Origin of the sequence: Rhizobium sp. J15 (assembly GCF_002531825.1) — a bacterium.
Classification (GTDB): Bacteria; Pseudomonadota; Alphaproteobacteria; order Rhizobiales; family Rhizobiaceae; genus Rhizobium.
Window position 1 is genome coordinate 1 of the sequence record NZ_NWSX01000055.1, and the last position, 19,925, is coordinate 19,925.

General features: G+C 59.1%; 18 protein-coding genes. 14 read left to right on the forward strand and 4 right to left on the reverse strand.

Annotation, left to right across the window (positions count from 1 at the left end; genetic code table 11):
- Positions 1–864: DUF3422 family protein (locus CO670_RS28620; protein ID WP_245426066.1), on the reverse strand; the 864-nt coding region annotated here is incomplete at its 3' end.
- A gap of 235 nt (positions 865–1,099) precedes the next feature.
- On the opposite strand from CO670_RS28620, the gene tkt reads away from it, so the two are divergent.
- Genes tkt through CO670_RS28645 form a run of 5 tightly spaced genes read left to right on the forward strand, consistent with a single transcriptional unit; the run spans position 1,100 to position 6,487 of the window.
- On the forward strand, positions 1,100–3,130 hold the full coding sequence (gene tkt / locus CO670_RS28625; RefSeq protein WP_097593381.1) for a transketolase: 2,031 nt from the start codon (positions 1,100–1,102) through the stop codon (positions 3,128–3,130).
- Positions 3,127–4,149, forward strand: coding sequence for a class 1 fructose-bisphosphatase (locus CO670_RS28630; RefSeq protein ID WP_097593382.1), 1,023 nt, complete (start codon positions 3,127–3,129; stop codon positions 4,147–4,149). Before tkt ends, CO670_RS28630 begins: the two co-directional genes overlap by 4 nt.
- Before the next feature lie 6 nt (positions 4,150–4,155).
- Complete coding sequence (gene fba / locus CO670_RS28635; RefSeq protein WP_097593384.1) at positions 4,156–5,205, forward strand: class II fructose-bisphosphate aldolase; 1,050 nt, start codon at positions 4,156–4,158, stop codon at positions 5,203–5,205.
- Between the two features lie 43 nt (positions 5,206–5,248).
- On the forward strand, positions 5,249–6,019 hold the full coding sequence (locus CO670_RS28640; protein ID WP_097593385.1) for a triose-phosphate isomerase: 771 nt from the start codon (positions 5,249–5,251) through the stop codon (positions 6,017–6,019).
- A gap of 12 nt (positions 6,020–6,031) precedes the next feature.
- Positions 6,032–6,487, forward strand: a complete 456-nt coding sequence (locus tag CO670_RS28645; RefSeq protein ID WP_097593413.1) for an RpiB/LacA/LacB family sugar-phosphate isomerase — start codon at positions 6,032–6,034, stop codon at positions 6,485–6,487.
- A gap of 343 nt (positions 6,488–6,830) precedes the next feature.
- Here CO670_RS28645 and CO670_RS28650 read toward each other — a convergent pair whose 3' ends face one another.
- From CO670_RS28650 to CO670_RS28660, 3 genes are all read right to left on the reverse strand, one after another.
- Entirely contained in the window at positions 6,831–7,664 is an 834-nt protein-coding gene (locus tag CO670_RS28650) for an SDR family NAD(P)-dependent oxidoreductase (protein WP_097593387.1), read from the reverse strand.
- 23 nt (positions 7,665–7,687) lie between these two features.
- Complete coding sequence (locus CO670_RS28655; RefSeq protein WP_097593388.1) at positions 7,688–8,389, reverse strand: GntR family transcriptional regulator; 702 nt, start codon at positions 8,387–8,389, stop codon at positions 7,688–7,690.
- A 101-nt stretch (positions 8,390–8,490) separates the two neighbouring features.
- Entirely contained in the window at positions 8,491–9,285 is a 795-nt protein-coding gene (locus CO670_RS28660; RefSeq protein WP_097593390.1) for a 3-oxoacyl-ACP reductase family protein, read from the reverse strand.
- 148 nt (positions 9,286–9,433) lie between these two features.
- Between CO670_RS28660 and CO670_RS28665 the strand changes: the two genes are divergently transcribed.
- The 9 genes from CO670_RS28665 to CO670_RS28705 all read left to right on the forward strand — a co-directional run bounded on the left by CO670_RS28665 (position 9,434) and on the right by CO670_RS28705 (position 19,906).
- Complete coding sequence (locus CO670_RS28665; protein ID WP_097593391.1) at positions 9,434–10,786, forward strand: four-carbon acid sugar kinase family protein; 1,353 nt, start codon at positions 9,434–9,436, stop codon at positions 10,784–10,786.
- A 10-nt stretch (positions 10,787–10,796) separates the two neighbouring features.
- The gene (locus tag CO670_RS28670) at positions 10,797–11,684 is read left to right on the forward strand and encodes a 3-keto-5-aminohexanoate cleavage protein (protein WP_097593392.1); all 888 of its coding nucleotides are present in this window, start codon (positions 10,797–10,799) and stop codon (positions 11,682–11,684) included.
- Positions 11,685–11,754: 70 nt separating this feature from the next.
- Positions 11,755–13,287, forward strand: a complete 1,533-nt coding sequence (locus CO670_RS28675) for a sugar ABC transporter ATP-binding protein (RefSeq protein WP_097593393.1) — start codon at positions 11,755–11,757, stop codon at positions 13,285–13,287.
- A 37-nt stretch (positions 13,288–13,324) separates the two neighbouring features.
- Positions 13,325–14,287: a sugar ABC transporter permease gene (locus CO670_RS28680; RefSeq protein WP_097593395.1), complete on the forward strand. Its 963-nt coding sequence runs from the start codon at positions 13,325–13,327 to the stop codon at positions 14,285–14,287.
- Between the two features lie 91 nt (positions 14,288–14,378).
- Positions 14,379–15,377, forward strand: a complete 999-nt coding sequence (locus CO670_RS28685) for a substrate-binding domain-containing protein (protein ID WP_176539044.1) — start codon at positions 14,379–14,381, stop codon at positions 15,375–15,377.
- A 69-nt stretch (positions 15,378–15,446) separates the two neighbouring features.
- Entirely contained in the window at positions 15,447–16,481 is a 1,035-nt protein-coding gene (locus CO670_RS28690; protein WP_097593396.1) for an aldo/keto reductase, read from the forward strand.
- A gap of 5 nt (positions 16,482–16,486) precedes the next feature.
- Positions 16,487–17,776 (forward strand): 3-oxo-isoapionate-4-phosphate decarboxylase OiaX, encoded by a 1,290-nt coding sequence (oiaX, locus tag CO670_RS28695; protein WP_176539045.1) that lies wholly within the window; start codon positions 16,487–16,489, stop codon positions 17,774–17,776.
- Between the two features lie 4 nt (positions 17,777–17,780).
- Complete coding sequence (locus CO670_RS28700; protein ID WP_097593397.1) at positions 17,781–18,761, forward strand: aldo/keto reductase; 981 nt, start codon at positions 17,781–17,783, stop codon at positions 18,759–18,761.
- 188 nt (positions 18,762–18,949) lie between these two features.
- Positions 18,950–19,906: an L-threonylcarbamoyladenylate synthase gene (locus CO670_RS28705; RefSeq protein ID WP_097593398.1), complete on the forward strand. Its 957-nt coding sequence runs from the start codon at positions 18,950–18,952 to the stop codon at positions 19,904–19,906.
- Positions 19,907–19,925: the final 19 nt, after the last annotated feature.

The following is a 19,925-nucleotide window of genomic DNA, read 5'->3' on the forward strand; positions in this document are numbered from 1 at the left end:
ATAAGCAAAAGGGGTCAATGTTCGGTGCTGATTGACAACGAAAGTGCCGAAACGTTGAAAGCCCGGAAGATGGGTTTCCCTCAAAAGGGCGATCCTTTCTTCAACGATTTTGGCGTAGGCAGCGGTTGCTCCGAACCTGTTCCTGGTTTCAGCCGTGGCCGAAATGATGTGCGACGAGAGAACTGTGATCTCCTCGAGTAGCCGTTTGTGCTGGTGTCCAGGAGTGATCAAGTTCCGGCTGGTCAGTTGAATAAGTTCCGCATCATACTCGCCGAGAAGCGGAGCGAGACGTCGTGCCTCTGGCAATCCGAGCAGTGCCATCGCCCTGTAGGTTTCGATCTCAAAGATCCGGCGGACCGTGCGCCCCAAGCGATGTGCGTTGAGGTCCTTGTTGACCAGGATGATTCTGCTTGGATTGTCCCCTCGGACGCGAAAATCGGAGCAAACTTGCGCCGAGCCACCAGCAATCGATGATGCGGCGGTGTCGCCGAAATCGAAGGTTTTCAGAACCGATTGCAGTTCGTCCGGAGGACCTTCTAAAACGAGGATGCTGATGTGGCATACCAGGCGAGGTGAGCTTAGTCCCGCCACCCGCGCAAAATCACCTTCTCGGAGCTCAGATTGCGGCCAGCGCTCGGGCTCAGACCCTAACCGCCGTACGCGTGTGACCGTCACGAACTCGGTATGCCTTTCGACCCTGATAGAAACTTCACCATCTTCTTCGCGGCTGTCGTGGAACTCCTTGATCGATTCACCCATGGGCATGAAAGCAACGTGCTCGACGATCGCTGGACCGACAAAATAAATCGAAGGCCGAGCGTGAAGCTCGGCATTGAAGTCTACTGAAGGCGGCCCCGCACTTATCGTCGTCGAAGCTGCTTGATCTGCGCGATCTAAGGCCACGCTTACCTCCCCAATAAACGAAACCCAGGCCCCAGAAAGACCGGCGGTAATGACGATCTTACATCACCGGCCGAGATAAGGTATAAGGTATGACGTATGATCGCAAACAAAGCAAGCTGTTGCTAAGATGTTGGAATTATAACAAAATCACACTAATTGTGTTTCTTTGTGATTTCGTATTGTTATTTTGACGATAATGGGTCACATTGCGACCGACAAAAGGGAGGAAGAGTTGACAGCAGCAGTTTCAATTCGCGATCTCGCGACCGCTATCCGAGTCCTATCCATCGACGGCGTCGAGGCGGCAAAATCCGGTCACCCTGGCATGCCGATGGGTATGGCTGATGCAGCGGCCGTGCTGTTCGACAGGCACCTCAAATTCGATGCAAGCGAACCGGGGTGGCCAGACCGCGATCGGTTCGTCTTGTCGAACGGGCACGGCTCGATGCTGCTGTACAGCCTTCTCCACCTGACCGGGTACGAAGACCTGCCCATCGAGGAGATTCGTAATTTCCGTCAATGGGGTTCTAAAACGCCGGGCCATCCGGAGTACGGCCACACAGCAGGCGTCGAGACGACGACAGGGCCGCTGGGGCAGGGGATTGCGTCCGCTGTTGGGATGGCTATCGCAGAGCGGCGCCTGGCGACTGAATTCGGGACTGCGCTTGTAGACCACCACACCTACGTCTTCTGCGGAGACGGATGCCTCATGGAAGGTGTTGGTCAGGAAGCTGCCTCACTCGCCGGCCATCTTCAGCTTGGCAAGTTGATCGTGCTCTACGACGACAATTCCATCACCATCGATGGCTCAACTGCGATCGCGTTTTCGGAAGATGTGCTCGCGAGGTTCGACGCGTACGGATGGCACACGCAGCGCGTCGATGGCCACGACCCAGATGCGATCGACGCGGCGATATCGAAGGCAAAGGCGGATGCATCGCGACCGTCGCTCATCGCTCTGAAAACCATCATCGGATATGGTTCTCCATCTAAGGCAGGAACAAGCTCGGCGCATGGCGCACCGCTGGGCGCGAGCGAAGCCGCTGCAACAAAGGAAGTCTATGGCTGGGCGGCAGATGCATTCGAGATCCCTGCTTCAATCCAGGAGAGATGGCGCGAAATCGGTGCAAGAGGCGCTAAGGCTCGTGGGGAGTGGCAAGCGCGGCTCGAGGCAGCGGATGCGGGCGTCAAGAGCGAGTTTCAGCGTCGTGCCGCCGGCTCATTGCCGACGCAATACGTCGAAGCAGTAAACGCTGCCAAGGCGAAGCTGCTCGACAAGCCGCAATCGGTGGCCACGCGCAAAGCGAGCCAGATTGCGCTGGAGGCGCTGACGGAGTTGCTTCCGGAAATGATCGGCGGCTCGGCGGACCTCACCCATTCGAACTTGACCCGGGTTCCGGCCGTGGACAGCGATTTCACCGCCACTGCAAGCGGGCGGTATGTCAGTTATGGCGTGCGGGAGTTCGCTATGGCCGCCGCGATGAACGGCATGGCGGCTCACGGCGGCGTCATACCCTATGGCGGCACGTTCCTTGTATTCTCGGATTATTGCCGCAACGCCATTCGTGTGGCGGCGTTGATGGGCGTCCGCTCTATCTTCGTGATGACGCATGATTCGATCGGTCTTGGCGAAGACGGTCCGACCCACCAGCCCGTCGAGCATCTCGCCAGCCTCAGGGCGATGCCGAACTTGCATGTGTTCAGGCCCGCCGACACGATCGAAACGCTGGAATGCTGGGACCTTGCGATAACCAGCAAGGACACTCCGTCGGTTCTGGCGCTCTCGCGGCAGAACGTCCCCCAGCTCCGCTCGGAGCGTGACGACACCAATCGCTGCGCGCGCGGAGCCTACGTATTGCGGGAAGCCAGTAGCGAACGTGCCGTTACGCTTATTGCCACCGGAACAGAGGTCGCACTTGCGATCCAAGCAGCCGAAGAGCTCGAGGCGAGAAACATTCCGGCCGCGGTCGTCTCGATGCCGAGCTGGGATCTCTTCGAGCGGCAGACCAGGGATTATCGGAATGCGGTCCTGGGAGACGCACCACGCATCGCCGTGGAAGCGCTCTCGAAGTTCGGCTGGACCAGGTATGTCGACAGCGAGGACGACGTGATCGGGATGTCGGGGTTCGGGGCGTCCGCACCGGCGGAGACCTTGTACGAAAAGTTCGGAATCACTCAAGACGCGATTGTCGCGCGCGCCGTTGCGAGAGTGAGGGGCGACGAATGAGCGCGTCAGTAGGTCTCGCCGACGACCAAACCCGCGCCCAGTATGGGTCGGTTGATCAGTACCTTTCGAAATGGGCTGGTGAGGACACGGCGCGTCAGAGCGTGGCGGCACTGATCAACGGTGTGCTGGATGCTGCCTGTCTACTGTCCGAGCGCATTGCGGCGGGTTCCCTGGACGGCGACCCCGCACGCCTGGTCGGATCCAATTCCGACGGAGATGCGCAAAAGGCCATCGACGTCGCGTCGCATGAGTTGTTCGTCGAAATCTTGGAACGGGCGGGGGCTGCCTGGGTCTTATCCGAGGAGGCCGACGCGCCGCTTGTGTTTAAAGGCCAGCATTTCGCGGTCGCAATCGACCCGATCGACGGTTCGGGCAACGTGGGACTGGGTACGCCCGTCGGCACGATCTTCTCGATCATTCCATTCAGCCAGGGGGAAGATCCCTTCTTGGCCCCTGGAAAGCGACAGGCCGCGGCCGGTTATGTCTCATTCGGCAATACAGTGGATCTGGGTTTCTCGGTCGGCGAGGGTGTGCTGCTGGCGACGATGCATCCACAAACCGGCGAGTTTCTGATCGTCAAAAGGCAGGTCCAGATACCTCGGGACACATCCGAACTCGCATACAACGCTTCCAACCACCGTCACCTTCAACCTGGCCTCAGCCTGTACCTTCATGACTGTTTGGCTGGTAAGGAGGGCGCACGCGGCCGCGATTTCAACATGCGTTGGCTGGGATCGGCTGTCGGAGAGCTCCACCGGATCCTGCTCAGGGGCGGGGTCTTCTTCTACGCCGGCGACAAGCGCCCGGGCTACGAAAATGGACGGCTTCGGCTGGTGTATGAGGCAAACCCGATTGCGTTCCTGATGAAGCAGTCAGGGGGGCGGGCGACAGACGGCGCTTCGGCGATCCTGGACAAGGTCCCGACCTCTCACCATTGCCGCACGCCGCTTGTTTTCGGTTCGGCGACCGAGGTCGACCTGATCGCGAGCTATCTCAATTCCAACCCAACCAGCGAGTGACACTTCATGGCCAGGATCACTCTCCGCCAATTGCTGGATGATGCCGCCGAACACGGCTACGGTGTCCCGGCGTTCAACATCAACAACATGGAACAGGCGCTTGCCATCATGGAAGCGGCCGATGAGACGGATTCGCCCGTCATTCTGCAGGCGAGCCGCGGCGCGCGGGCCTATGTCAATGACATCATGCTCAAGCATATGATGGATGCTGTCACCGAGATCTATCCGCATATTCCCGTTTGCGTTCACCTTGACCACGGAAACGAACCGAGCACCTGCGTCACCGCGATACAACACGGTTTCACGTCGGTGATGATGGACGGATCGATCCGAGCTGACGGGAAAACGCCGGCGGACTGGGATTACAACGTAAAGGTCACGAAAAGCGTCAGTGAAACGGCCCACTGGGCAGGGGTGTCGGTGGAAGGGGAGCTCGGCGTTTTGGGCTCGCTGGAAACCGGAATGGGCGAAGCCGAAGACGGTCACGGTGCCGAAGGCAAGCTCGATCCGCATCAGCTTTTGACCGATCCGGAGGAAGCCGCGAAGTTTGTCAAAGAGACCAAGGTCGACGCCCTTGCCGTCGCAATGGGCACCAGCCACGGCGCCTACAAGTTCTCACGTCGCCCGGACGGAGATGTCCTGGCAATGGATGTCATAGAGGCAATCCACCGAAAACTTCCGAACACGCATCTCGTCATGCACGGTTCGTCGAGCGTGCCGGAGGAGTTGCAGGAAATCTTCAATCGTTTCGGCGGCCGGATGAAGCCGACCTGGGGCGTACCGCTCGAAGAAATCCTGCGGGGCATCCGGCATGGCGTACGAAAGGTCAATATCGACACGGATTGCCGCATGGCAATGACGGGGCAGGTGCGCAGAGTGCTGGCCGAAGATCCGACAGAATTCGACCCTCGCAAATACTTGAAGCCAGCAATGACGGCGCTTTCGAAGCTCTGTCGCGAAAGATTCGAAGCTTTCGGAACGGCCGGGCGCGCAAGCTCTATCAACGTCATGCCACTCGCGGAAATGGCGAAGCGGTATCGAGCCGGCTCGCTGTAGGTCGGTCAACGGCAACTTGTATGTAAATGTGGTGAAGCGGGACATGACCGAGAAGAAGCGCCTCTGGATTGGCACCAGCTGGAAGATGAACAAGACGCTTGCCGATGCCGCGCAGTTTGCGCACGGTCTCTGGGTCGCAGACTCCACTGCCCATCCGCGCATCCAGCGCTTCGTCATCCCTCCATTCACTGTTGTCCGAGAAGTGAAAACCGCATTGGCGGGTACGTCGGTGCAGGTCGGCGCCCAGAACATGCATTGGGCCGAAGAGGGTGCATGGACTGGCGAGATTTCCCCGGTAATGCTCCGGGATTGCAGCGTGGACATCGTCGAACTTGGTCACTCCGAGAGGCGTGAACACTTCGGCGAGACGGATGTGACGGTAGGGCTGAAAGTTGAGGCGGCGGTTCGCCACGGCTTGATCCCGCTCATCTGCATAGGAGAGACACTTCCAGAACGCGAGGCCGGGCGCGCCCGGGAGATCCTCGAGCGCCAGGTTTGCGGCGCGTTGGGGCGCCTCACCACCCTCCAGAAGGACAAACCGATCCTGCTCGCCTACGAGCCTGTCTGGGCCATTGGTGTCAATGGGATCCCCGCGACAGCGGACTACGCCGACGCCCGCCAGGCCGAGATCATCGCGTGCGCCGAAGCCATGCTCGGCCGGCGTATACCCTGCCTCTACGGCGGTTCAGTCAACGCGGACAACTGTGAAGAGCTGATATCCTGCCCTCATGTCGACGGGCTGTTCATAGGCCGCTCGGCCTGGAAGATCGAGGGCTACCTCGACATCCTGGCAAAATGCGCGGCCAAAATTTGAGGAGTGATGGAAGTGAAAGTTGCAGTAGCAGGCGACAGTGCGGGCGAAGGCCTCGCCAAGGTCCTCGCCGATTATCTCAAGGACCGTTTCGACGTGTTCGAAGTCTCCAGGACCGATTCCGGTCTCGACGATTTCTATGCAGACCTCTCCGAGCGGGTTGCCAACGGAGTGCTCGACGGCACCTACGACAAGGCCATCCTCGTGTGCGGTACCGGGATCGGCGTCTGCATTTCAGCGAACAAGGTGCCGGGCATAAGGGCAGCCCTCACGCACGACACCTACTCCGCCGAGCGGGCGGCCCTATCGAACAACGCCCAGATCATCACCATGGGCGCCCGCGTCATCGGCTCGGAACTTGCGAAGTCTATCGTCGACTCCTTTCTCGCCCAGACATTCGACGAGAAAGGCCGCTCTGCGGGTAACGTTGCGGCGATCGACAAGGTCGACACGAAATACCACGCTCGCTAGCTGAGAAAATAGGCAAGCATCTCCGCGCGGTCGACGCGCCAGGCGAAGTGAGCCTGGCGTATCTATCGTTCTCGGATGATTTCCCTAGCCGCGCTACCCAATGCCGGGGAGCCAAAGTCACAGTCGATGTAGCGGAGCAGCACGGTGTCAACACCTTTGCTCATGGCACGCTCCGATGTGGGCGATATAATCGCTGATCTGAAGACAATTGGATTGTTAACGACAATAATGCCTGCTTGCCGGCTGATCCGTCTGGAATTCTCAGATCGGACGAACGGCGTCGGTCAGTTTTCGATATTTGATCAAACCGGGCGGCTTGCGATCGGTGGGCTTCACGCCGCTTTCATCGCCGAGCAAAGGCGTCGAACGTCTCTGCCCACTCCGGATGCCAACGCGAGAGAGCAGGACGGTTCTGGACGATGTCCCCCGCCGCCCATTCGATGCGCCTCTCGTCGAGTGCTCGCGGAGTTTCGTTATCCGGGCAGAGGATGTAGAAATCACCCCGCTCGAGGCTGTTAAGCATGAAGTCGATGGTCTGCTCGGGCGTCCAAGTCGCGGCGTTTTTTTCGCCCGAAGGCGCGGTCATCCGCGTGTGAACCCAGCCGGGAATGAGCAAATGCGCCGACACCGCGCAGTTCTTCCGGTTCCGCAGTTCGTGCGCCAAGGCTTCGGTGTAGGATTTCACCGCAGCCTTGGAAACATTGTAAGCCGGATTTCCAGGAGGCGTTGTGATGCCCTGTTTAGAGCCAGTGTTGATGATAACGGACGTTTCGCCATGAGCTTCAACGATTGGGAAAAACGCCTGTGTTCCATTCAGGACGCCCCAGAAGTTGACTGCCAGCATGCGTTCCCAGGCGTCCCGGTCATCGACCGCCGTTGACGGCTGGCCCATTCCGGCATTGTTCATCAACACGGTGACGGGCGGCATCTCGGCTGCGGCCTGTTCTGCCGCTCGCTTCATGGCTTCGATATCGGAGACGTCGACACCTATCGTTCCCACGTTCGCGCCGAGCCTGCGCAGTTCGTTGGTAGAACTGTCAAGGCGCTCGCCCGGTAGGTCGATCATCACGACTGCCATTTCGAGCGAGACAGCGCACTTGGCCGCCGCCAGGCCGATGCCTGAGGCAGCACCTGTGATGACGGCGGTGCGACCTGCGCGGAATGCGGGATGCGCCATGCTTTGTCCTTACGTTCTGGCTGTCATTTCAACAGCGACGTGCGGAAATGTTCCATGTTCTCCTCGACGCTCTCCCGGCTGAGGTCACCGGTCTTCCTGTCTCGGATCATTTCAAACATGTGTTCGTGGAGACCGACCGCGCGCCATTTTCCACTGACCTCAAGCGATTTCTGGACCCAAGGCGCGACCATCGTCAGCACGAAGTCGGCGATCACGACGATCAACGGGTTTCCGGCAGCCTTGTATATTGCTCGGTGGAAATCGAGGTCGGCTTTCAGGAGGTCTTCGATCGCGGAGTTCGGATCCTCCGACAACCTTTTCAGTCGGTCGATGCACTCTCTCATCGTGGCGAGATCTTCGTCCGTGCGCCGCAGGGACGCGAGTTCCGAACAGTTGCGGTCGAAAATGTATCGCAGCTCCATCAGCATTTCAGGTGTCGAACTCTGAAGATAGAGCTGAAACATCGCAAGCGGCATCGCCGGAAGGCCTTCGTCCTTACGGATGTAGTTGCCGAAGCCGTGGCGCGTCTCGACAAGTCCCGACACCGCGAGTGTTTTGATCGCCTCTCTGATTGGTGTGCGGCTGATGCCCAGAAGCTGGGCCAGCTCCTTTTCATTGGGAAGTTTGTCACCGGGCCCAAGGTTGCCTTTGGCAATTTCGCCCGTAATGTAGTCGAGCGCTATGTCCAACCTGCTTGGGATTTTCTTTGGATCAACAGACAGCATTCCTGGTCACGCTCCAATCAGAAATTGAGAAGGTACGAGGTCATACCGCGTTTTTCGTTTTGCGACAAATGCCTAACGGTCGAGCTGGCCACTTCTCCAGGTTATTCGCCGATTTGTCCCAGTCGCTTCGAGGCTTTCGGGTCGAATGGGAACATAAGGCCGGCGGCCAAGAAGCCGCCGTCGACGTTCAGTGTGTGCCCCGTGATATACGCAGCGTCGTCGCTCGCCAAGAACACCGCGGCGTCAGCGATTTCCGACGGCTCGCCGTAGCGGCGTTGCGGAACAAGGCGATGGTAGGCATCACGCGTTTCGACCGTGTGCATCACCTTGGAGACCTCGGTCAATATCGGGCCTGGTGCGATGTTGTTCACATTGATTCCCGATTCGGCGAGTTCGACCGCCATCACCTTCGTGAGAAGCTCGACGCCGGCCTTTGAGGCGCCATAAGCCGAGCGCCCGACGCCGCCCTTCTGGCCGGACAAGGATGCGATATTGATGATCCTCCCGTAGCCCTTGGCGGCCATGATCCGAGCGAAGGCCTGGGCCACGAGGAATGTTCCCGTCAGATTGATCCGGACGACGCGCTCGAATTCCTCCCTTGAGCTTTCGAGAAACAGCGTGGTGGCGCCCACGCCTGCGTTATTGACGAGAATATCGACTGTGCCGAATCGGCCAACCGATTCCTTGACGATCGTCTCGACGTCTTCGCTGACGGAAATGTCGGCGCGGACCGCTAAAGTCCGCTCCCCAAGCCGTTCCGCCGCCTCGTTAGCCACTTCGAGATCGCGATCAACGATCACGACGTTCGCGCCTTCGCGAACATAGGCTTCAGCGATCGCTAGTCCAATGCCCCGGCCAGCTCCGGTCACCACGGCAGTGCGTCCAGAAAGTCTCATCTCGTCCTCCAATTTTCAAGATATGAGGTATAAGGTATAAGGTATGACCTTGACAGAGTTATGTGCTGCTTCTATGAGTATTGTCAAGAGTGAACCCCGGCTGACGTATGGAGGCAGATATCCTCGGCCGGGAGATTGGGAGAATCCGATGACATCAGCTGGTAGGCTCAAGGCCGTGTTTTACGGCGACGACTTCACGGGCTCGTCAGAAAATCTGGCGCAGTTCCATCGGAGTGGCGTGAAGGGCAAGCTGTATCTGGCGCGCCCTTCGGTAGATAAGGCGGTCGCAGATTCTCGGTCCTATGATGTGCTTGGTTTCGCCGGCACGGCGCGGGCATTGTCAGGAGCCGAGCTCGACGAGGAACTCGACAGCGCCTTCTCGATCATAAGCACCCTCAGCAGTCCGTTTGTTCAGTACAAGATCTGCTCCACATTCGACTCCTCGCCGACGGTTGGAAGCTTCGGCGCGGTTTTGGCGCGTGCCGAAGTTCACTTCGGCAAAAGAGACGTTCCTGTCCTTGCGGCAACTCCAGACTTTGGACGCTATACGTGTTTCGGAAATCATTTCGCGCGCTTCGCCGGCGGCGTCGAGCGATTGGATCGCCATCCAAGCATGTCGCGCCATCCGAGAACGCCGATGCATGAGGCAGATCTTCGCATGCATCTTGCGACGCAGACGACGAAGGAATTTGACAATGTGGCGCTTCCGACGGTTCGGAACCGCTCTGCGATGGAGGAGCGCGTATCTGCATCTTTCCAGGGCGGGGCAGGGGTCATTTTCGACGGCCTCGAGAACGCGGATATCGCCGCGATCGTTGATCTGCTTTGGACGCGATCCCTGAAGCAACCAATCTTCGCGCTCGCGGCCCAAGGCCTTGCACAACAGCTCGGAATTCTCTGGGCGCGCCTCGGATTGCTGTCTCCTACCAAGACCGTAAAGACGGAAATCACTCGGGTGGAAAATCTGCTGGTGCTTTCCGGCAGCTGCGCTCTCCAGACCGGTCGCCAGATCGCCGCGGCGGAAGCTGCTGGATGGAAGCTGGTCCACTTGGATGTCTCCAAAATCGAGTCTGACGAGCATGCTGCGGTAGTTGCACGGGATGCTGCACTGAAGGCGATCGAAGGCCTCGATCGCGGTCGGCCCACAATCATTTACACGGCCCGAGGAGAGTCCGGCCGCGTCGCCGGCGGCGATGTCCCTGCGGAACGCTTGGGAGCCATCTACTGCGAGATCGCGCGCGCGGTGCGTCGCGTCATTTCCTTGCCGCGCATCGTGTTTTCCGGCGGCGACAGTTCGAGCTACGCGGTACGGACGATTGGCGCAGAGGCGCTTGAGATCGCAGTTTTCGACGAGGTTCAGAATTGCCACGTCTGCCGTCTGGACGCACCGGGCGACGCCGATATCGATGGCCTCGAAGTCATGCTGAAGGGCGGACAGGTTGGTGCCGATGACTTCTTCCTGCGTGCCAAGGCTGGCACCGCGGGATCAGTGGCGGCTTAAGGACGAGACGATGCAAAAGAAGATCATCCTCGAAGCAAGGGTCAACGAGTACGCGCCGCGTACCTCCAACCCAAATATACCGTACACCGCCGACGAGATCGTCGCCGCCGCCGTTGCGGCACGGAAAGCGGGAGCGGCGATCTTGCATTATCACGCAAGAACTCCCGACGGGGGTGCCACGAACACTGTCGAAGCGAATGCTGAAATCATTCGCAAAGTCAGGGGGGCCACCGACCTGCTCATCCTGCCAACGCTTGGCTTCATCTCGAATGACTCCGACGCCAAGAAGCGCATTGACACGGTCGCAACGCTGGCATTGGATCCTGCCACAAGGCCCGATATCGCTCCGATCGATACTGGATCGGCCAATCTCGAGCTGTGGAATGCCGAGACGAGCACGTTCGAAAACCCCGAGCGGTTGTATCTCAACACCACGGAAAGTCTCGCGCATTACGCGCGTACCTTGGCCGAAAGGGGCGTAAAGCCGAAGCTGGTCTCGTGGTCTGTCGGATTCACGCGCCGCGCGATCGCTCTGATGGATGCTGGTCTCGTGAGCGGGCCTGCTTACTTTCTCCTCCATCTGACAGGAGGGCGATACATCACCGGCCACCCGCCGACCGAGGCTGGTCTGATGGCCCATCTCGCCTTCCTTCCGGACGACAGACCGATCGAATGGACGGTTAATTGCCTGGGCGGCAATCTACTCGACATCGCTCCTGCGATTTGCCGGTTGGGCGGCCATATGGCGATCGGCATCGGTGACTATCCCTATCGTGAGTTCGGCACGCCCACGAACGCGGATATTATATCGCGTGCCGTAGAGATCGCCCAGAAAGTCGGACGCGAGCCTGCCACACCGGCTGAGGCACGCGCAATCCTGGGACTGGTGAGCAACTAAAAACCAGTGCGACATGCCACAAGCATGCATGCGCCGAAGTTTTCGATTTCATGAGGTATGACGTCATATCATGGTCAAGGCAACTGAGAAGATCGAAGTCCAGACAACCGCGCAATCTGCGCCAGAGCGCGTGCTTCTCCGGGCTGAGGGCGTCCAAAAGTCGTTCAACGGTGTTCCGGCGCTCGTCGATGGCCGGCTGATCCTGAAGGCCGGCACAGTTCACGCTTTGTGTGGTGGCAATGGCGCCGGCAAGTCGACCTTTCTGAACATTACGATGGGACTGCTCCGCCGCGATGGCGGTACAGTTGAGATCGATGGCGAACAAGTCGACTTCAAAAGCGCCGCTGACGCTTTGCGTCACGGCATCGCGATCATCACTCAAGAGCTTTCCCCGGTCCCCGAGATGACCGTCGCTGAGAATCTTTATCTTGGTCGTGAACCGAAACGGCTCGGAGTGCTTGTCGATTTCAGTCAGATGCGCAGGGACGCCCAAGCATTCCTCGACGAGCTCGGCTTCGAAGTCGACGCTACGAGGAAGATGGGGGAATTGAGCCTTGCCCAGATTCAGCTGGTCGAAATCGCGAAGGCTCTCAGCTATCGGGCACATATCGTCATCATGGACGAGCCGACATCGGCTATCGGCGAACACGAAGTCCATGTCTTGTTCAATGCGCTCCGCAAAATCACCGCGCGCGGTTCCGCAATTATCTACGTGTCTCACAAACTCACTGAAATCTTTGAGATCGCGGATGAGTATACGGTGTTCCGCGACGGCCGTTTCATCGAGACCGGAAACATCAAGGATATCGACCGCCGTCATCTTGTGACACAGATCGTGGGGCGTGAGGTCAAGCTGGTCGAGAAGGGCAAGCCTCTCGAAGACGCACCAATCCTGCTTTCGGTCTCGAACTTGGCGCGAGGGTCTCATTTCCGGGACATCTCGTTGGAGGTGGCGTCGGGCGAAGTGGTCGGCATCTACGGGCTGCTCGGGTCCGGACGAACCGAATTCCTCGAGACAATATTCGGCCTGCATTCGCCGACAGGAGGCGAGGTTGTCTTCAACGGCGGCAAGGTCAAGCCAGGCAGCCCTAAAGACGCGATCCAGCGTGGCATGGCAATGGTAACCGAGGACCGCAAGGACAGCGGTCTCGTGCTGTCGGCATCGATTGCCCATAACATTACGCTTTCCTCGCTCGCCCTGATGGCCATCAGCGGTTTCATCCGCGGGGACAAAGAGCGCAGTGCAGTCCAAGACATGATCGTCTCACAGAGGATCAAGTCGGCGTCGCCGGATGTTGCCGTTGAAACCCTGTCAGGCGGCAATCAGCAAAAAGTCGTGCTGGCCCGATGCCTTTTGACAAATCCGAAGCTGCTCATTTGCGACGAACCGACGCGCGGCATCGACGAAGGTTCGAAGCAGGAGATCTACGCGTTTCTGCGGGACTTCGCGGCAAAGGGTAACGGCGTCCTGGTGGTTTCCTCGGAGGCGCCGGAGATCATGCAGCTCAGTGACAGGATCGCGATCTTCAAACAGGGGCAGCTCGTCAACGTAATCGACGGTGCCGAGGCATCACAACAGACGCTCATGGATTTGGCGAGCTGATCGACAGCCCCAATCCGCCAATGGGAGGATTTGCAAAATGAGTACAATCGCTGTGGAAAAATCGGGAAGCTTCCGTGCCGGCGAGATTATGAGGCAATTCAGCATCGTCTTGGTGTTCTTGCTGATCGTCGCGTTCTTTTCGGTTGCCAGCCCTTATTTCATGACGTGGCCCAACTGGCTCAATCTGGTCCGACAGTCGTCGATCAACGGTATTCTGGCGATCGGCGTCACCTTCGTGATTTTGACCAAGGGTATTGACCTGTCCGTCGGCTCGGTGATGGCCATCGCCGGCATGATCGCGGCCAGCCTGGTGACCGAAACAAACGAGCACTTTGTCCTGATCGGCATCTTGGCCGGCCTTGCAGTCGGTGCAGGCCTTGGCCTCGTGAACGGCGTCCTCGTGGCCGCGATCAAGGTGCCGCCGTTCGTGGTGACACTTGGAATGCTGAGCGTGGCGCGCGGTCTGACCTTGATCTTTTCTCAGGGAAGCCCGATCCCCAATCTTTCCGACGCGTACAAGTGGATCGGCTCCGGCCAGGTCATGTACATCCCCGTCCCGATTATCATCCTGTTTCTCGTATTCGGCATCGGCTGGGTCGTTCTGAATTACACGACTTTCGGGCGCTACGTCTATGCTGTCGGCGGCAACGAGAAGGCGGCGCGCACGAGCGGTATTTCGACAAAGATGATCGTCGGCGCCACCTACGTCATCTCCGGTCTCCTTGCCGGCATGGCGGGGCTTGTGTTGACCGCGCGGACAACCGCGGCGCTGCCACAGGCGGGCATCGGTTACGAGCTCGATGCGATCGCCGCCGTTGTCATCGGTGGGACCAGCCTCGCTGGCGGTCGCGGCTCCTTGCTGGGCACTCTAATCGGCGCGCTGATCATTGGCACCATCAACAACGGCATGGACCTGATGGGTGTGTCTTCCTACTACCAGCAGGTGCTCAAGGGCACCATCATCGTGGTCGCGGTCATCGCCGACCAGATCCGTAAATAGCGAATTTCGGAATTGCCGCCGACGTCGTCGGCGACAATGCCCGGTTATGCAAGACGTGGTCGGGCAGTTTTCACCAGAGGAGATCAAGAAAATGCAGATGTTCAGGAGGAACCTGCTCAAGGCAGGTGCGGGACTGGCGATCGTCGCGGCGACACTGACGGGACCCAAGTTGGCGTTCGCGGAAGACAAGATCCGTATTGCGGCTATGTCGTTCGGCGAGTCCGGCGAATACATGAAGGCCTGGTCGACCGAAATCAAGAACCATCCGGCCGTTAAGTCGGGCCAGGTCGAGATCACCGTCTTCGATGGCAAGTACGACCCGCTGACACAGGCGAACCAGATCGACACCGCGATCACCCAGCAGTTCAACGCGATCATTATGTCACCGTTCGACCTGGAGGCCTCGGTGCCGCCGATCGACAAGGCCGCCGAAGCAAAGATCCCGCTGATCGTGTCGGCGCTCAAGACCAAGTCGACGAACTACACTGCCTCCATCATCGTCAACGACACCGAAGGCGGCCGCATCATCGCTGAGGAACTTGGCAAGCGCCTTCCGAACGGCGGCAACGTCGTCCTCATGGAAGGTCCGATCGGCCAGTCGGCCCAGATCGAACGGCGCGCCGGCATCGACGCCGGTCTCGCCAAGTTCCCCAATCTGAAGCTCATCGAGAACAAGACGGGCAACTGGAGCCGCGCCGAGGGTCAGGCTCTGATGGAGAACTGGTTGCTCGCCCATCCTGGTCAGATCAACGGCGTTCTCGCTGAGAACGACGAGATGGCACTCGGCGCGATCGAGGCGATGAAGAGCGCCGGCATCGACCTCAAGACCGTTCCGGTCCTGTCGATCGATGGCATTCCGGATGCCAAGCGTGCCGTGAAGAAGGGTGAGCTGGCGGTGTCCCTCTACAAATACGCCCGCGCCGAAGGCCAGGGTGCCGTCGATCTTGCGCTGCACGCAATCAAGGGCGACGACTACAAGCCGCAGGCCGAAATCTGGGGCTCGCTGATGGAATGGAAGGACGGCAAGGACAAGGACTACGTCGTTCCGTGGCTCATCCTCGACGCCACCAACGTCGATAAATACATGTAAATCAAGGAACTGAGGCGGGCGGCTTACGGGCCGTCCGCCAAGCATTACGGCAATAAGGAACGATCAGCAATGCTGCAGAGAACACTTGGAAAAACCGAAGTAACGCTCACCTCCCTGGGACTGGGTACCTCGCCCCTCGGTGGCTGCAATGTTGACGTGAGCTTTCAGGCCTTCGAAGCGGTCGTGCTCAAAGCGTATGAGCTCGGCGTTCGCTATTTCGACACCGCACCACTCTACGGTCTCGGAAAATCCGAGCATTCTCTCGGTCATATTCTCAGGAATCACGATCTCGTCGGAAAGGTTGTTGTCAGCACCAAGGCAGGCCGGATTCTCAAGCCGGAAAGCCGGGCCAAGCGCGCGGAGAGCCTCTACGGGATCGACTGGGTGAAGGCGCTGCCGTTCGTCGATGAATACGACTATTCCTACGACGGCATCATGCGCGCATTCGAAGATAGCCAGCAGCGGCTGGGCATGGACCACGTTGACATCCTGTACCTCCACGACGTGAGCGGCGAATGGCACCGCGAGGCGTATGACACCCATCTGTCGGCGCTGAGATCGAGCGGTTACAAGGCTTGTGACGAACTGCGGCGGACGGGCTCGGTTAAAGCGATCGGTCTCGGGGTCAATGAAATGGCGTCGGTTCTGCAAGTGGCGGAAGAGTTCGATCTCGATTGCTCGATGGTAGCGGGACGATACACCCTCCTCAATCACGGCGCGCTCGACCACTTCTATCCGGAAATGCAGCGCCGCGGGATTGGTATCATCGCCGCTGGAATCTACAACTCGGGCATTCTGGCCGAAGGAAGCAAGTCACAGACCACCACTCGCACCTACGATTGCCAGCCCGCGCCTGAGGCCATAGTGCGTAAGGTCGAAGCGCTGGAAGTTGTCTGCGAACGCCATGGCGTCTCCCTTCCAACCGCGGCAACACAATTCGTCTATGCGCATCCTGCTGTGACTGCGGTCGTGCAAGGCGCGCTGACGCCGGAACACGTGACGGCAAACGTCGCAGCGATCTCAACCCCAATTCCAGTCGCCTTCTGGGACGATTTGAAGTCGTCCGGCCTCATTCCCGCGGCCGCACCAGTACCGAGCACGTGACTCCAATGACGATAGAACTGGCTCAGCCAAGGCCCTCCGACATCCTGGTCACTTACCGCATCGAAACGGCGGGGGACCCCGAGGCGCTGGCCGCCAAAATTGCCAGCGATCAATCTACGGGGACTTTTGTCGATTTGCCGGGTGAGACGCCAGAGCTCAAAGCTCGTGCGGCCGCGAGGATCGTAGCGTTTCAAAGGCTGGAGGCTGTCGGCGTGCCCTCTCTTCCCGCTGAGGGGAGGGCGTTCAATCGCGCTCAGGCGACAATAGCCTATCCGCTCGAAGCGGTCGGCACCGACCTGTCTGCTCTGACGACAGTTGCGCTTGGCGGCGTTTGGTCGATCAAAGGATTTACTGGACTCCGGATCGTCGGCCTGCAACTGCCTCCTGAGTTCGAAGGCGTCTATCCAGGTCCCCAATTCGGCATCGATGGCTCCCGGCGCCTGACCGGCGTTTACGGCAGGCCAATCATCGGCACGATCATCAAGCCCGCGCTCGGGCTGACCCCCGACGAGACTGCGCAAGTGGTTGCGGAACTTGTCGCGTCCGGCGTCGACTTTATCAAGGACGATGAGAAGCTGACGTCGCCACCCTACTCCTCGTTGGAGGCGCGGGTAAAAGCGATCATGCCGATCATCCGTGATCAGGAGCAGCGGACTGGCAAGAAGGTGATGTATGCCTTCGGCATTTCCGACGTCGATCCCGACGAGATGGTCCGCAAGCACGACCTGGTTGTGCGCGAGGGTGGCAACGCCGCCGTGATCAACATCAATTCGATCGGCATGGGCGCTTTCCTGTTTCTGCGTCGAAGGTCGTCTCTGGCCTTGCACGCCCATCGCAACGGCTGGGATCTTCTCACGCGGCATCCAGGTCTCGGGTTCGACTTCTCGGTCTATCAGCAGCTTTGGCGACTTCTCGGCGTCGACCAATTCCAGATTAATGGAATCGCCGCCAAATACTGGGAGCCGGACGACTCCTTCGTTCAGTCGTTTCACGATCTCCAGAAACCGATTTTCAGTGACGCCGACCGTCCTCTGCCGGTCGTGTGTTCGGGTCAGTGGGGCGGCCAGGCACCGGAGACCTATCGGAGGACGGGGCAGACGGTCGACCACCTTTATCTTTGCGGCGGTGGGGTGGTTAGCCACCCCGGGGGGCCTTCAGCGGGTGTGAAGGCCGTCCGCGCGGCATGGGATGCCGCCGTGTCGGGTATCGATCTTCATGCATACGCCAAATCTCATCCGGAGCTGGCCCAGGCACTCGCCAAGTTCGGCCCGAAAACCGTAGCGGAAGGAAAATGACAAGATGGAATACCGTCAACTTGGCCGGTCAGGTCTAAAAATCTCGCAACTGGTTCTTGGCTGCATGAGTTTTGGCGTCGCCGACCGCGGTAACCATGCGTGGACCTTATCCGAAGAGGATAGCAGGCCCTTCATCAAAGAGGCGCTCGAGTTGGGCATCAATTGCTTCGACACGGCCAATGTCTACTCGGACGGCACCAGCGAGGAGATCGTCGGCAAGCTGCTCAGGGAGATGGTGCCTCGTGACGAAGTCGTCATCGCCAGCAAGGTCTACGGCAAGATGCGCAATGGAGCGAATGCAGTCGGACTTTCCCGCAAAGCGATCATCGCGGAGGCCGAGGCCAGCCTTAAGCGGCTGGGCACCGATTATATCGACCTCTACCAGATTCATTTCTGGGACAACTCGACGCCCATCGACGAAACCTTGGAGGCGTTGACCGATCTCGTTCGCAGCGGCAAGGTCCGCTATATCGGAGCCAGCAATTGCTACGCGTGGCAATTTGCGCGGGCCCTCTACAAGTCTGACGCTGCGGGATGGTCACGCTTCATTTCGATGCAAGCTCAGATGAACCTCCTTTATCGCGAGGAGGAGCGGGAGATGCTGCCACTTTGCAAGGCAGAAGGTGTCGGGATCATCGCGTTCAGCCCGCTGGCGCGTGGCCGCCTCAGCCGGCCCTGGGAGGAAAGCAGTTTACGGTCTCAAACCGACAATGTGACGGCCCGGTTCTACGGACACGCGGACGAGGCGGACCGGCGCGTCGTAGATGTCGTCGCCAAGATCGCAGACGTCAAGAACGTCTCGCGCTCTCTCGTTGCCATGGCATGGCTCAACGCCAAGGCGGGCGTGACTGCTCCTATTATCGGGGCCACGAAGCTTCAGCATCTGAAAGACGCCGTCGCTTCATTGGCCGTTACGTTGAGCGATAACGAGGTCCGCGAACTCGAGGAGCCATATGTGCCGCATAGCGTAGTCGGCTTGAACTGAGTTTGGCTCAGCGGGAACGAAGTTGGACTGTCAGGAGGCACGCGAAACTGGGCTTCCTGAAGAACCCATCGATGGCCCGATTCGATCGTGGCTCCGGATTCTGCGACGCCAGCCTATGGAAACCTCCCCGTCATCGAGTGGGACATACAATCTGATGACGATCGCTCCAGAACCAGCGCGAGGGAAAAATGACGGTCACCCGTCGATTTGACGGCAGCGATAGCGCAATTGAGGCTGCCGCCCGGCTAATGCGAAATGGCGAAGTTGTGGCTTTTCCGACTGAGACGGTATACGGGCTCGGCGCGGACGCAAGCAGCGCCGCCGGGATCGAACGCATCTACGAAGCCAAGGAACGCCCGCGGCATAACCCGCTGATTATCCACGTCTCTGACTTGGAAATGGCGCAGAGGATGGCACATTTCAATCCGAAAGCAGAGTTGGTTGCTGCCAGCTTCTGGCCAGGACCTCTGACATTGCTTCTGCCGATGCGGGCTGATGCGGGGCTCGCAGCCGCGGTTACTGCGGGCATGAAAAATGTCGCAATCCGATTTCCCTCGTCGAGTGTCGCCCAACGGCTGATCCGGGCCGTCGGATTTCCGGTGGCAGCGCCTTCGGCCAATCGTTCCGGGAAGGTCACCTCGACCCGCTTCGTGGAAGTTGTCCGCCAGTTGGACGGACGGATTTCGGGAATCGTGGAAGAAGACATATGCGATTATGGCCTGGAATCGACTATTCTGTCGTTGGTCGGATCTCCGATCATTCTACGTCACGGGTCGGTTCCGCGGGAGGCATTGGAAGCTTTACTCGGCCCGATTGACGAAGACACTGGGCCTCAAAAAGTCTCGGCACCAGGCCAGCTAAAGAGCCATTATGCTCCGGAAGCCGCAGTTCAGATGAATGTCGACAGTCCTGCCGCCAATATGGTCTGGGTCGGTTTCGGACCGGAGTGCGAGGGCTGTCAATTGACGCTGTCTTCTTCCGGTGACCTTCAGGAAGCTGCCCGCAACCTATACACCGCCATGAGTGAAGCCGACGCCTTGGCCGGCGCGAGTGACGTGATTGCATTCGCCCCGGTGCCTCTGATTGGCCTTGGCAGGGCGATCAATGATCGGCTGAGACGAGCTGCTGCGCCGCGTGGTGCGTAGGCGGGCGTTCCAACCAATT